The following is a 13,916-nucleotide window of genomic DNA, read 5'->3' on the forward strand; positions in this document are numbered from 1 at the left end:
ACGTGCCCTTTGCGGGCATCTGTCAGCACTATGTCACAGGTGATTCGCTATGTGAATCCCCTGATTCGCAAAAAGCGCCGAAATGCGTCTTGGCGCTTTGTTGTGATGTGCAAGCATCAGCAGGCCGGGTTAGTGCTCAAGTGCTGCAACACCCGGCAGTGTCTTGCCTTCCATCCATTCCAGAAACGCGCCACCGGCGGTTGAGATGTAGGAAAAATCATGCGCAGCGCCCGAGGCATTCAGGGCAGCGACCGTGTCGCCTCCGCCAGCGACCGAGACAAGTTGACCGGACCGGGTCAGCGCCGCAGCTTTCAGGGCAGCGGCATTGGTGGCGGTGTCAAACGGCTCCAACTCGAACGCGCCCAGCGGGCCGTTCCAAATCAGCGTTTGGCTTTGGGCAAAAACCTCGGTGATCTCGGCAACGCTGTCTGGGCCGGCGTCCAGGATCATGCCGTTATCTGGACATTGGTCGGCAGGCAGTACTTGATGCGGGGCGTTGGCCTCGAATTTTTCTGCGACCACGATGTCACTTGGCAGAACGATTTTGCATCCGGTTTTGTCGGCTTTGGTCAGAATATCTGCCGCCGTATCTTTCATCGCGGTCTCGGCCAGCGAGTTGCCGACGTTGATGCCCTTGGCGACCAGAAAGGTGTTTGCCATGCCGCCGCCGATCACCAGATAGTCGACCTTGTCGATCAGGTTGCCCAGCAGTTCCAGCTTGGTTGAAACCTTGGCCCCACCAACCACCGCTGTCACCGGACGTTTAGGGGCACTCAGCGCACCTTCCAGCGCCTCCAACTCGGCCTGCATCAAACGGCCTGCACAGGATGGCAACAGGCGCGCAATGGCTTCGGTCGAACTGTGGGCGCGGTGCGCGGCCGAGAAGGCGTCGTTGCAGTAGATATCGCCCAACCGGGCCATGCCAGCGGCAAGATCAGGATCGTTTTTCGTCTCGGCTGCGTGAAAGCGGGTGTTTTCCAGCAGCAAAACCTGACCCGGTTGAAGTTCTTCTGCTGCCAGTTCCGCTTCGACGCCGACACAATCAGCGGCAAACAGAACCTGGGCGTTGAAGGCGTTTTCCAGCGTGGGCACGAGTTGCTTCAATGACAGGCTCTCGCGCCGCTCGCCGCCGGGGCGTCCAAAATGGGCCAGCAGGATCGGTTTGCCGTCCGCCGCAAGAATGTCACGCACGGTTGGCACGATGCGCTGAATGCGGGTGGCGTCCGTCACAGCCCCATCCACGACCGGCACATTAATGTCGACGCGCACCAGCACGCGTTTGCCGTTCAGGTCGATATCGTCCAGCGTTTTCCAGCTCATCGCGTGATCCTTAAGTGTTGAAACTGATTTAGGCGGTTCTTTTCCTGCATTTTGCCCTCAGGTCAATGCGTCACTTGGCATTCGTGCGCGTGCGTCATAGGTATTTGCGCAAGATAAAACGACAGGAGGGCCTCATGGCCGAGATCAAGGATCCCGAAAACACAATCATCGTCGAACTGAGTGGTGGCAATGTCATCATCGAACTGTTGCCGGATGTAGCACCGCAGCACAGTGCACGGATGAAAGAGCTGGCACGTGCAGGTGAATATGACAACGTGGCGTTTCACCGTGTGATTGACGGGTTCATGGCGCAGACCGGTGACGTACAGCACGGCGACATGGAAGACGGGTTCAATCTGCGCATGGCTGGCACCGGTGGATCGTCACTGCCAAACGTTCCGGCCGAGTTCTCGAAGCTGCCACATGACCGGGGCACATTGGGCGCCGCACGCTCGCAAAACCCGGATTCGGCCAATTCGCAGTTCTTTATCAACTTCAAGGACAACCATTTCCTGAATGGTCAGTACACGGTCTATGGTCGTGTGATCGACGGGATGGAGCATGTGGATGCCATCGTTAAGGGTGAGCCACCAGCGAACCCGGATCGTATGATTAGCGTCAAGGTGGCCGTAGATGCATAAGCTGGCCGCTGTTTTTGCCCTGCTGGCCAGCCCCGCGCTGGCCACGGGTCTACAGATCGAGGTCGAGGGTGAGGGCGCCAACGGCACGATCACAATCGACCTGTTTGATGACGTCGCCCCGAAACATGTCGAGCAAATCTCGGCATTGGCAACCGAAGGCCAGTATGATGGCGTCGTCTTTCACCGTGTGATCGAAGGTTTCATGGCCCAGACCGGGGATGTGGAATTCGGCGATCAATCCGCTGAAAACTTTAATATTAACAACGCTGGTCGCGGCGGATCCGCTCGTGCAGATTTGCCGGCTGAATTCTCGGACGTCACCTTTGATCGGGGCGTTGTCGGGATGGCGCGGTCGCAAGATCCCAACAGCGCCAATTCGCAGTTCTTCATCATGTTCGAACCGGGCCCGTTCTTGGACGGCCAATACACGGTTGTTGGTCAGGTCACCGACGGAATGGATGTCGTTGACGCAATCAAACGTGGCGAAGGTCAGAACGGCGCGGTTGTCGGTCAGCCGGATGTGATGAAAAAGGTCACCGTCACAGAATAAACTTTAAGAACCCGGCGCCAATGGATGCGGCGGGTTCTAACTTGTCTGCCTGCTTGATGGTCACCGCACTTTTCCGGTAGAATTGATCCACCCAAAGCCAGCGACGTTGACCAAAGCCCGGCGTCAGTTCACCTTCTCTGATGTCCGAGGTTCTGATCTGGACACGCTGTTTTTGATCCGTGCCAGCAATCCATTTTCGTTAATGTAGCGCTGATAGGCGCGGTAGGATGGCGCTTGTGACAGGCATCGTTCCTCGTGCCACGCGCGCAGGAAATAGATGGCATTCACACCCAGCAAAGCGATGCAATTGGCAACGCCCGCCCAGAAATCCACCGCGATGAAGGGGATCGAAACCAGCCACCAGCTGATGTTCTTGCTAATGTAAGATGGATGTTTGCTGATATTGTAGGGGAAGTCACAGGCGAGCCCCCGATATGTGAGGTTCGAAAACCTTAGGCCCATACGAGCTGCCGTCAGGCAATACATCCCCAAAAAGAACAGGATTGTGCTGCCCCAGATCGTATAGGCGACCGGGTAATTCCAAAGCCATGCGCCCCAGGCGAAATCGTCCTGAACATAGTTGAAGTAGTCTCGGGACAGGACTTGCCAGAATGGGGAATAGCAGATTATGCAAACCAGCCACCCTGAAACCGTGGTTTCGGTCCAGCGGATATGGGAAATCAATAGGCGCGTAGCAGTTGCATATCCTATGACAACAACGGTCAGGTCCAGAAAGAACGAAAACCTGAAAAGATATTCGTAGACTTCCGGAAACCCCGAGGCATCCCAAAGCGATCTGGACTGGAAAAACGTCCAGTCATAAACCAGATAACAGAACATCAGCGGCAGAAAGAACCCTTTGACGCCAAGGCCCAGCAGATAGACTTTCAAACCCCGCGCCTTGGTGGATTGGCGGCCCATGGTCAGGACAACCTGCCCAAGATGCCACATCCCGTCACGTGGGTGACGCATCATGAAATGAACCGATGTCACAACGGCCAAAACGACGCCCAGGATAAGCCCCCAATAGTCTGCCAATAGCGAGAAGAAAGGCGTGTACCAGTCGCCCCGGTACAGATCAGCCGACCAGTAGAGCAGCGCCAACAGGGCAGCGCTTGTGATCAATCCAACCAGCTTGATCTGAAAATCCCGAATATAGGTGGGGTCGGAAAAATTACGCAACCTGTAGACCAGACCGCTGCCCGGCAATCGATGCAGTTTGGCAAAGTAGAATTCGGACAACGCCATCAGCCCGAAGACCGACAAGGCAAATAACACGGTTTGATCCCGGTCCGAAACACTCGGCATATCCGGCCACAGGTAGTGAAGAACCGGGATGCTGATCACAGCCACCAAACCGGTTGTTGCCGGGATCGAGGACGCGGGGCGTTTGAAACCGGTGCGGGATTTCATGAATTCGAACTCGTATACATATGGCCTGATTTTCGTGGCTTTTTACTGGAATTCAACCGGCCAATTCAGCAGTGCCGGAATCTTACACGATGTGTGACCTGCGAATTTCGAACGTTGCAACCTTGGCCGCACAAGGACCGGCCGGGTCGACGCAATACAAACACGGTAGTCGACGCAACCGACATAGTTGCGCCTTTGATTGGCTGTTTTACTTGTCTGCCGATATGATTTTCCAGATCATCGCGCCCAAGGCGCCACCGATTAGCGGAGCGACCCAGAACAGCCAAAGCTGCGACAGAGCAGGTCCATCGGCAAACAATGCCACGCCAGTCGATCGCGCCGGGTTGACCGAGGTGTTTGTCACTGGAATCGATACCAGATGGATCAGGGTTAACCCAAGTCCAATGGCGATCGGGGCGAACCCGGCTGGTGCTTTGTCCGATGTTGCACCCAGAATGATGAGAATAAAGAACGCGGTCATCACGATTTCGATCACCAGCGCAGACAGCATCGAATAGCCCTCGGGCGATGCGTCCCCATACCCGTTTGAGGCGAAACTGCCGACCCCGATAAAGTCCGGTGCACCGCTAACGATCAGGTACAGAACCGCCGCTGCTGCCAAAGAGCCAAATACCTGAGCCGCCCAGTAGGGGATCAAATCCTTGGCTGGAAACCGTCCACCGATCATCAGGCCAAGGCTGACCGCCGGGTTGAAATGGCCGCCCGAGATATGACCGACTGTGTACGCCATAGTCAGAACCGTCAGGCCAAATGCCAAGGACACACCCAGCCATCCGATCCCGACATCAGCGACGCCCGCCGCAAGTACCGCACTGCCACAGCCTCCAAGGACCAGCCAGAAAGTGCCGAAGAACTCGGCCATGAGTTTGGAAGACATGAAAACTCCTAAGTCAAAACAGTCTTATGAAATTGTGCAACAAGACTTATCTTATGTCAGATTGGCGCGAATGGGGAATTTCGATTGATCTTTTGTCACATGCCAACTGGCTCGATGATCAATATCGGTCACCAGCTGACCGTCTTTCGCGGGGCTGGCGCCGTTATGCGAAGTTTCTTCGGATGGGCTAAACCCAGGTCGCGGGATCAAGGTGCAAGAGCTTTTCCAGTTGTTCATAAACTTTCGGGTTCTCTTGTTTTAACGCCTGCGGTTTCTCAAAAAACACTTCGACGGCTACGGCAAAGAACTCTTCATGACCCTCTGCGCCATAAGGGTCGATGACGACTGGTTGCCCGGTTTCAACAGCGCGTACATGGGCATTGTAAGCTGTCAGAAAGACACTCTCCCATTCATCAAAGCTCTGTCCGCGGCTTAGAACGGGGACGCCATTTGTGCTGCCAGATAGATCGTCGATTTGATGCGCAAACTCATGAAAGACAACATTTTGGCCATCATGGTCATTCATCGCGCCTTGCTGACTGTGCGCCCAGGACAGGATCACCGGGCCGCGATTCCAGCTTTCACCGGTCCTTATGACTTCCTTCTCGGTCACGACATAGCCGCTGTGTTTGCTTTGCCGGGATTTGAAGGCATTGGGATAAATCAAAATGGTCGTCAGGTTGTCGTACCACATATCATTGTTGGCCACGAGAAGACTCGCCTGTGCAGCAACCGACAGCTGCATCTCTTCTGTGACCTCCAGACCGTCACAACCGAAAAAGTTCACTTGATCCAGAAACAGGTTCACCTTTCCATCCAGCTTGGCGCGCAGGTCCGGCGGTAACCGTCGCACAATGGGAACGTGGCTTTCGATGAGGTCGCTTTGATACGTCGTCAGCGGAGCAGCCAGCAACGACTTACGCGCTTGCGACTTGGACCATTGGTGAAAGATCAGGGCCCCGGCGATCAGTGCGACAATTGTAAGAAAAATCAACATATGGGAATTCTATCTGTATCAGGCCCGAGTTGGAACTCTGATCATGTATCGACCTGCTCTTGGCAGCATACCCCAAAATGAAACGCCGCAGGCTGACCTGCGGCGTTTGAATTTCTGTTGTTATGAAAGAACTTACTGTTTGACTTCGGCCGCCGGGTTGGCACCCGGTTTCGAGCTGCGGCCGGGGTTCAGCGGATCATCCTGACGCTGGACGGAGCCTTCAAAATGCGCGCCGCTTTCGATGGCGATGGTCTTGTGGATGATGTCGCCTTCCACACGTGCGGTAGAGGTCAGGCGCACTTTCAGGCCACGTACCCGGCCCACGATACGGCCGTTTACAACAACGTCATCCGCGGTGACTTCGCCTTTGATGGTTGCGGTTTCACCGATTGTCAGCAGGTGGGCGCGGATATCGCCTTCAACCGTGCCTTCAACCTGAATGTCGCCGGTTGTCTTTAGGTTGCCTGTGATGTGCAGGTCCGAGGACAAAACCGATGCGGGGGGCTTTGGCTTGGGCGCGGTGCTGGCCTTCGGTTCTGCCGGTGCTGGTGCCGCCGGAGTCGCCGGGGCAGCCGGTTTTGTTGCCTCAGCCTCTTTGGATCCGGGCTCGTTGATTTTGCTCTTAGAAAACATTTCTCGCAGCCTTGATGTAAGTCATTGGGTTAACAGGTTTTCCGTTCACGCGCACCTCATAGTGAAGATGCGTGCCGGTAGACCGTCCGGTGCTACCCATATCAGCAATATGATCCCCGCGCGAGACCCTTTGACCGACCTTTACGTTGATCTTGGTGTTATGAGCGTAAAGTGTCTCAATTCCAAACGCGTGCTTGATCTTGACCAGCCGTCCGAAGCCCGATTGCCAGCCTGCATGTGACACTACACCATCAGCGGTCGCGAAGATGTCGGTGCCCTGCGCACCGGCGAAATCTGCGCCGTTATGCATGCGCCGTCCGCCAGTTTTGGGGTCGCGGCGTGTGCCATATCCGCTGGTAAAGCGAACGGCGGCCCGAACGGGGCTGGCAAAAGGCGCTTTTTCTGCTGCGAGACGATAGAGGTTCAACTGATCCATCTGCTGCAGCAGTGTGTTGGCGCGGATCTCATCTGCGGACAGCTCTTCTCCGCGTGTGCTGAACGTTAAAGGGGTTAACGGACCGCCAATACCGCTATATCCGCGCCGGACCTCTTCGATGATACGATCTGTGGGCATGCCAGCCTGCCGGAACATTTTGTCCAGTGGCTCGACCGAGATAACCATGGCCTCTTCCAGCTGACGGAAAATCTCGTCGCTGCGTTCCTGCATCAGTTGGATTTCAAGCTCGAGATCGTCGCGCTGATCCAAGGCGTTCTGCGCGTTTGCGGCGATCTGGTCACGCTCTTCAGCAGTGCGCGCCAGCGCTTCGGTCATGAATTCCATCTGGACAGGATTGGCGACGGCAGCCTGGTACAAGTCCGCGCCTTCAGCGTCTTGTTGCAACTCTGCCAGTTCGGTCCGAACTGCCTCACGCTGTTTCATTGTCGCGCGCAAAGTGGTTTGGATCACTTCGATTCCGGTTTCCAGCTCGCGGCGGCGGTTTTCCGATGCCAGAAGTTCTGACTGCATCACTGAGATCTGGTCCAGCGCGGCGTTGAACCGATCTTGTGCGGCCAGTGCCTCATGCGCTCGTGCATCGCGTTCTGTCGACAACACATTCAGGCGCTCTTGATAGGTCGCTTGATCCCGTTTCGCTTGTTCGCGGAAATTTCCCGACCCGATACTGTCCATCAGCAGGATCGCTGTTGCGACTGCAGTCCAACCCACGATCACGGCGACACCTGCCACCGCGAAAAACTGAGTTTCCGAACTGAGACGTATAAACCGCGTGTCCTGATCCGATTTCAGGAACACACGACGTTCCGGAAATTGCCGTTCTAGTAGTGAGTGTAGTTTTATTGCCAGACGTGTTCTCACGCGCCTCACCTTTCATCCCCAAGATCGGGACCGGTCGTGAGTGGTTCGCCGCCCCTTGGGCGGACTGCATAAAGGGGCAGCCGCGTTCGGGCAAGTTTGTTGACCAATATGGGTCTGAGAACATGCAATTCCCGCGCGTCATCGGCGAGAAGTTGCCGAAACTAACCTAAAAAGGATCACTTTGAGACTGAGCCGGGCGCGGGCACATCTTCGGTCAGAGGCCAGTAAAAATCTGGCGGCAGGCCCGCCTCGGCGCGTTTCTCTTCGTTGAAAGGCGGCTTCAGTTGCCCGTGAAAGTAGCGGCGGACCAGTTGATGAAACACATCTTTCGGGTCCAGATTTTCGCGCCCGCACAGGAAATGAAACCATTTCGATCCATAGGCAACATGCCCGACCTCTTCGGCGTAGATCACTTCCAGCGCGGCGATCGCGTGATCGGCCTGTGCTTTGCGAAATATGTCGATCATGCCGGGTGTTACGTCCAAGCCCCGAGCTTCAAGAACCATAGGTACCACGGCAAGCCGCCCCATCAGATCTTCGGCAGTATCCTCTGCGGCGCGCCACATTCCGGCATGGGCGGGCAGGGCGCCATAGTGGCTACCCATCTGATCCAGGCACTCGCACACCATCTCAAAATGGCGCGATTCCTCTTCGGCGCATTTGACCCAATCGTCATAGAACCCGATTGGCATCGGGACATGACCAAAGCGGGCGATGATATCCCAATGCAGATCGACAGCATTCAGCTCGATGTGTGCCACGGCATGCAGCAGCGCGATACGCCCGGCGTCTGTACCGGGGCGGCGTCTCGGGACATCACGCGGGGACAGCAATTCAGGTTTGTCTGGGCGCGCCGGATTCAACGGTGGTGCTGCGGTGCCAACCTCAATCTCCGGCGCGTCGCCCTTGCGCGCCGCAAACCATGCAGCGGCGTGGCGTTTGGACAGGGCGGTCTTGGCCTGACCATCCGCGGTTGTCAGGACCTCAGTTGCCATCTCGGTCAGTGTTAAAGCCACGGGTTTGCTCCGCCTGTCATTGGTCTGGGTGCGGAATAAACCGGATGGCAACCCAGGTCGAGGGCGTTACAGCGCTTTAACTGCCTCCAGCACCGCGTCCACATGACCAGGCACTTTCACTTTGCGCCAGACGATTGCGATGCGGCCTTCGCCATTGACTACGAACGTCGACCGTTCGATCCCCATCGACTTGCGGCCATACATATTCTTTTCGACCCACACGCCGTAATCCTCGCAGACGGTCGAGTTCTCGTCCGATAGCAAAGGCGTGGTCAGCCCATGTTTGGCGACGAATTTGTCATGTTTGGTCACGCTATCGCGTGAGATGCCAAAGACCTTAGCACCTGCATCGGCAAAGGCTTGAAGTTGCTCTGAGAAACCGATGGATTCCTTGGTGCAGCCCGGCGTATCATCGCGGGGATAAAAGAACAAAACGACGGTACCGCCGCGCAGGTCCGATAAGGTCACTTCGCCGCCGCCGTCGCGGGGCAGTGTGAAATTAGGGGCGATGTCTGAGACGTCAGGCATTGGAAACTCCGCTAAAGATTCTCATAGGCTGCCCGATATCATAGGGCGGCACGGGCAGGTTGAAAGGCGTGGACACCAAATTGGCGCAGCAGGAACATGACGGGGGCGAACGGCCGGGTAAATCCGCGCGTCGTCGGTCGCGCCGTCGCACTGCGGGAATTTGGACCATGCGCGGCGTGTTGTTGCTGGTTTTTCTGGCCCTATTCGCGGGTTTCATGGTCATTGGCCAGCGCATGCACGCGCCTGCCTGGCTGCGGGACCGGGTCGAAGCGCGGCTGGAGCAAACGCTTGGCGGTCTGCAGATCCGTTTCGGCGATGTCAGCTTTGTCATTCACGAAGGGTGGCGGCCCCGTCTGAGGTTAACGGATGTCAGCATCAGCGACGCAGCAGGACAGCAGATTGCGCAAGTGTCCGATATGCGGGCCAGCCTTGCCATGCGTCCCTTGCTGCGGGGCCACGTCAGGCCGAAGCGCATTATCCTTAGCGGGGCACAGGTCGCCCTGACGCGCGGAAAAGACGGCGCGCTGACGCTGACCGTCGGCGCCGGAAGTGCGCCGGTGCGAGAAGCGCCAAACTTGGCGCAGCTGATCGAGACCTCGGATCAGGTCTTTCTGTCCGAAAACCTGTCCGCACTGACATCGGTGGAACTGGATGCGATTACCTTAGACTATCGCGATCTTCGGCTGGAACGATCCTGGGTTCTGGATGGCGGGCATATATTGGTAACCCGCAGCGCCAGCGAAATGCGGTTGGCGACGGGGTTTTCCGTTCTGGCTGGGCGTGATTATATCAGCACGATCGAGGCAAATTACTCTAGCGTTCTGGGGTCCCCCGCCGCGCGGTTCGGGGTTTCAATCACGGATCTGCCGGCAGAAGACATTGCCGGTCAAAGCCCTGCGCTGGGTTGGTTGCAGGTGCTGCGAACGCCGATTTCAGGCGCGTTGCGCGGCAGTATTGATGGCGAAGGCGCCGTCGGGCCATTGTTTGCCACGTTGAATCTGGGCGCCGGCGCAGTGCAACCAAATCCGGAAACCCGTCCCGTCCCCTTTGAATCTGCGCGCACATATTTCACGTATGATCCGCGCCGTCAGGCGCTCGATTTTAACGAGGTTTCCGTAAAGTCCGCTTGGGGGTCGGTGCAGGCCGAAGGCACTGCGTTCCTGGCTGGGGTCGAGGACGGCATCCTTGACAGTTTGGCGGCACAGCTGCGTTTAACCGGCATTAATGTAAACCCGGCAAACCTGTTTCCCGAGGCACTTCAGCTGTCTCAGGCGGATCTCGACTTCAAGATGGAGTTTGCGCCCTTTCAGCTGCACCTTGGGCAAATGACCGTCTACGACACGGATCACACCGTGCGTGCGTCGGGTAATCTGACGGGGCGACCAGACGGCTGGGCTGTTCAGCTGGATGCCCATCTGGATGGCATGTCATCGGAACAGGTTTTGGGATATTGGCCCGAGCGTCTGGCCCCAAAGCCACGCGAATGGGTTACAGAAAACCTGTACGAAGGCGACCTCTCGGACATGGATTTCGCCTTGCGGCTAGAGCCCGGAGGCAAACCAGATATCTATCTGGATTTCGGGTTCGAAAAAGCCAAGATCCGATTTGCCAAAACGCTGCCTCCGATCGTTGGGGCACAGGGGCAGGCCAGCCTGATCAATGGCAGATTTACCGCAACAGCCGAAAACGGGGTGGTTCAGGCCGATCAGGGCGGTGGGGTAGATGCGTCGGGGACGTCTTTTATTATTCCAGATACCGATATCAAAAAATCCGCACCAGCGATTGCGCGGATCAGGGCAAAAGGCAGCGTAACGGCTGCGTTGTCGTTGCTGGACAGGCCTCCGCTGGAACTGCTGAGCAAAGCCAACTTGCCGGTCGATCTAGCTGATGGGTCGGTGTCTTTGTCCGGAACACTGTCACTACCGTTGAAAAAGGGCCTGAAGTTTCAGGATACAGAATTCCACTTCGATGGCGATCTGGGGAATTTGAACAGCGGCCGACTGGTGCCAGGGTTTACGGTCAGTGCCGACATGCTTGATCTTAGCGGGGATCAGACAGGTGTTCAGATTGAAGGTGAGGGACTGTTCGATGGCGTTCCCATTCAGGCGAAATGGCGGCAACCTATTGATGGAGAGACCGCACAACGCAGCGAACTGACTGGCCAGATCGAGCTATCCCCGCGGTTGATGCAGGCGATTAACGCAGGCTTGCCGCAAGGTATGCTAACCGGGCAGGGCACTGCGGATATCGCCTTGGGGATCGGCGCAGGCGAACCACCCAAGCTATCCGCGTCCTCAGACTTGGAAGGGGTCGCGCTTGCCATTCCTGAATTGGGCTGGCGCAAGACCAACGGCAGCAAAGGAAACCTAACGGCCGAGGCGACACTGGGACAAAGGTTGAGTGTCGACTCGTTGCGGCTGGACGCTGCAGGTCTGCGCACGGCCGCATCTATCTCGTTTCGGGAAGATGGCGGCTTTGACCGCGTCCGTTTCAGCTCGTTCGAGATTGGCGATTGGCTGGCTGTTCCGGCAGAGCTGGTGGGACGTGGCGCTGCAGTGCCAGACATTCGGATTCTGGGTGGTGTTATAAATCTGGGCCGTGCAACGTTTGGCGAAGGTGGAGGGGCTGGGGACAGCTCGGCAGCCGCCGGGCCAAAATTGGATGTAGCGCTGGATCGATTACAGGTCACTGAAACAGTCGCCTTAACCGGGTTCAAAGGCTCGTTTGCGACCACTGGGGGCATCAATGGCGGGTTTACGGCACAGGTCAACAGCGGAGCCTCTGTTCGCGGGCAGGTTATCCCGCGCGGCGGTCGCAGCGCAGTCACCCTTACGTCCGAGAACGCAGGCGCCGTTCTGCGATCAGCCGGTCTGCTGACGCAAGCACGGGGCGGCGGTCTTGATTTGCAGTTAGAGCCGGTCGGCGCGCCGGGCAGCTACGACGTGATCCTGAAAATCATCAACACGCGCATTCAGGACGCACCGGCCATGGCTGCATTGCTCAACGCCATCAGCCTGATCGGGCTGCTGGATGAGATGGCAGGGCAGGGCATATTCTTCTCGACGATCGAAAGCCGGATGCGGCTCACGCCGACGGAAATCAAGGTGTTGAGCGGCAGCGCCGTTGGCCCTTCTATGGGGTTGTCTTTTGACGGTACCATTGATCCCGTCGCAGGGATGTTGAATTTGCGTGGCGCCATCTCTCCGATCTATCTGGTGAATGCGATTGGCAGCGTGTTCACCCGCAAAGGTGAGGGCATAATAGGTTTCAACTATACGCTGACCGGACCGCTGGATTCGCCGCAAGTGTCCGTGAACCCATTGTCAGGCCTTGCCCCATTGTTCCTGCGAAATCTGTTGCGCGCGCCAGCCCCCACCGTTTCGGACGGACCCAATGCGCAGCCGCAGAAACCTGATGAACCGAAGCGTACTTTCGGATCCCCACCCAGAGACAACTGACTGGGGATATGGCCGAATCTTTTTCTGCCTTGTATGGCGCATCCATGAAACTCAGCGATTTTGATTTCCAACTTCCCGAAGACCTGATTGCAACGCGGCCCGTCAGCCCGCGCTCGTCCGCACGTCTTTTGGTGGCGCATGGGGGTGCGATCGCAGATTGTCACGTGTTTGACCTGCCGGATTGGCTGCAGCCCGGCGACCGGTTGGTGTTGAATGACACGCGGGTGATCCCGGCGCGTCTTAGCGGGCGGCGCCATCGGCACAGCGTGCAAGGCGCGGTTTCGGCGGCGATAGAGGCGACTTTGCTGGACCCACAGGCTGATGGGACATGGTCCGCACTGATCAAGCCTTTGAAAAAGATAAAGCTGGGCGAAGAGATCTTGTTTTCGGACCAGCTCAGCGCGACGCTGGAGCAGGTCAGCGACGGTCAGGCCTATCTGCGCTTCAACTTGACAGGTGATGATTTCGACGCCGCGCTGGAACAAGCAGGGGCCATGCCACTGCCACCTTACATCGCTGCCAAACGCCCTGCAGACGACAAAGACAAGACGGACTACCAGACGATCTGGGCGCGCAATTCCGGGGCGGTCGCCGCGCCAACGGCGTCGCTGCACTTCGACGATCCGCTTATGAGCGCTCTGGCCGAGCGCGGCGTCGAATTCAGTCATGTCACATTACATGTGGGGGCGGGCACGTTTTTACCGGTCAAGGTCGAGGACGTGACCACTCATAAAATGCATGCCGAATGGGGATGTGTCAGCGCAGCCGCAGCCGAAGAAATCCGCGCGACCAAAGCCGCCGGAGGGCGGGTCATTCCGGTTGGTACAACGGCCCTGCGCCTGATCGAAAGTGCTGCGCGCGGTGGCGTGATCCAAGACTGGGTAGGCGAAACCGACATCTTTATCTATCCGGGCTTCAAGTTCGCTGTGACTGACGCTTTGATGACCAATTTCCACCTGCCGAAGTCTACTTTGCTGATGCTGGTCTCTGCCCTGATGGGGCAAGAGAGAATGCAAACCGTCTATGCCCATGCGATTGAGAAGAACTATCGTTTCTTTTCTTATGGGGATGCGTCGCTTTTGATCCCCTGAAGGGCGTGTTCACGGGATCGACATTTGGGAATGTCGTAGACAAGCGCGACCAGAGC

At 57.0% G+C, this 13,916-nt stretch carries 12 protein-coding genes; 4 read left to right on the top strand and 8 right to left on the bottom strand.

Translation table 11 applies throughout. The features are described 5' to 3' along the window. Positions 1 to 129: 129 nt before the first annotated feature. Positions 130 to 1,320, bottom strand: coding sequence for a phosphoglycerate kinase (gene pgk / locus Q1B21_RS06410; protein ID WP_299076072.1), 1,191 nt, complete (start codon positions 1,318 to 1,320; stop codon positions 130 to 132). A 134-nt stretch (positions 1,321 to 1,454) separates the two neighbouring features. On the opposite strand from pgk, the gene Q1B21_RS06415 reads away from it, so the two are divergent. Next, positions 1,455 to 1,961, top strand: coding sequence for a peptidylprolyl isomerase (locus tag Q1B21_RS06415; protein WP_299887287.1), 507 nt, complete (start codon positions 1,455 to 1,457; stop codon positions 1,959 to 1,961). Then, positions 1,954 to 2,511, top strand: coding sequence for a peptidylprolyl isomerase (locus tag Q1B21_RS06420; protein WP_299887290.1), 558 nt, complete (start codon positions 1,954 to 1,956; stop codon positions 2,509 to 2,511). Before Q1B21_RS06415 ends, Q1B21_RS06420 begins: the two co-directional genes overlap by 8 nt. 123 nt (positions 2,512 to 2,634) lie before the next feature. Here Q1B21_RS06420 and Q1B21_RS06425 read toward each other — a convergent pair whose 3' ends face one another. The 7 genes from Q1B21_RS06425 to Q1B21_RS06455 form a co-directional block, all read right to left on the bottom strand. Next, a complete protein-coding gene (locus Q1B21_RS06425; protein WP_299887293.1) occupies positions 2,635 to 3,924 on the bottom strand; it encodes a hypothetical protein in 1,290 nt (429 codons plus the stop codon). Between the two features lie 208 nt (positions 3,925 to 4,132). Continuing rightward, a complete protein-coding gene (aqpZ, locus tag Q1B21_RS06430; protein ID WP_299887296.1) occupies positions 4,133 to 4,822 on the bottom strand; it encodes an aquaporin Z in 690 nt (229 codons plus the stop codon). Between the two features lie 187 nt (positions 4,823 to 5,009). After that, on the bottom strand, positions 5,010 to 5,819 hold the full coding sequence (locus tag Q1B21_RS06435; protein WP_299887299.1) for a zinc-dependent peptidase: 810 nt from the start codon (positions 5,817 to 5,819) through the stop codon (positions 5,010 to 5,012). Positions 5,820 to 5,951: 132 nt separating this feature from the next. Continuing rightward, positions 5,952 to 6,452: a polymer-forming cytoskeletal protein gene (locus tag Q1B21_RS06440; protein ID WP_120632856.1), complete on the bottom strand. Its 501-nt coding sequence runs from the start codon at positions 6,450 to 6,452 to the stop codon at positions 5,952 to 5,954. Then, a complete protein-coding gene (locus Q1B21_RS06445) occupies positions 6,442 to 7,767 on the bottom strand; it encodes a M23 family metallopeptidase (protein WP_299887303.1) in 1,326 nt (441 codons plus the stop codon). Before Q1B21_RS06445 ends, Q1B21_RS06440 begins: the two co-directional genes overlap by 11 nt. Positions 7,768 to 7,943: 176 nt before the next feature. Continuing rightward, positions 7,944 to 8,762, bottom strand: a complete 819-nt coding sequence (locus Q1B21_RS06450; RefSeq protein ID WP_299887577.1) for a ferritin-like domain-containing protein — start codon at positions 8,760 to 8,762, stop codon at positions 7,944 to 7,946. A gap of 87 nt (positions 8,763 to 8,849) precedes the next feature. Then, positions 8,850 to 9,311, bottom strand: a complete 462-nt coding sequence (locus Q1B21_RS06455) for a peroxiredoxin (protein ID WP_299887306.1) — start codon at positions 9,309 to 9,311, stop codon at positions 8,850 to 8,852. A 68-nt stretch (positions 9,312 to 9,379) separates the two neighbouring features. Here Q1B21_RS06455 and Q1B21_RS06460 point away from each other — a divergent pair, with 68 nt between their 5' ends. After that, positions 9,380 to 12,769 (top strand): DUF3971 domain-containing protein, encoded by a 3,390-nt coding sequence (locus Q1B21_RS06460; RefSeq protein WP_299887310.1) that lies wholly within the window; start codon positions 9,380 to 9,382, stop codon positions 12,767 to 12,769. A 44-nt stretch (positions 12,770 to 12,813) separates the two neighbouring features. Next, the gene (gene queA, locus Q1B21_RS06465) at positions 12,814 to 13,860 is read left to right on the top strand and encodes a tRNA preQ1(34) S-adenosylmethionine ribosyltransferase-isomerase QueA (protein ID WP_299887580.1); all 1,047 of its coding nucleotides are present in this window, start codon (positions 12,814 to 12,816) and stop codon (positions 13,858 to 13,860) included. Positions 13,861 to 13,916: the final 56 nt, after the last annotated feature.

It is taken from the genome of uncultured Ruegeria sp., assembly GCF_947504215.1.
Taxonomy (GTDB): Bacteria; Pseudomonadota; Alphaproteobacteria; order Rhodobacterales; family Rhodobacteraceae; genus Ruegeria.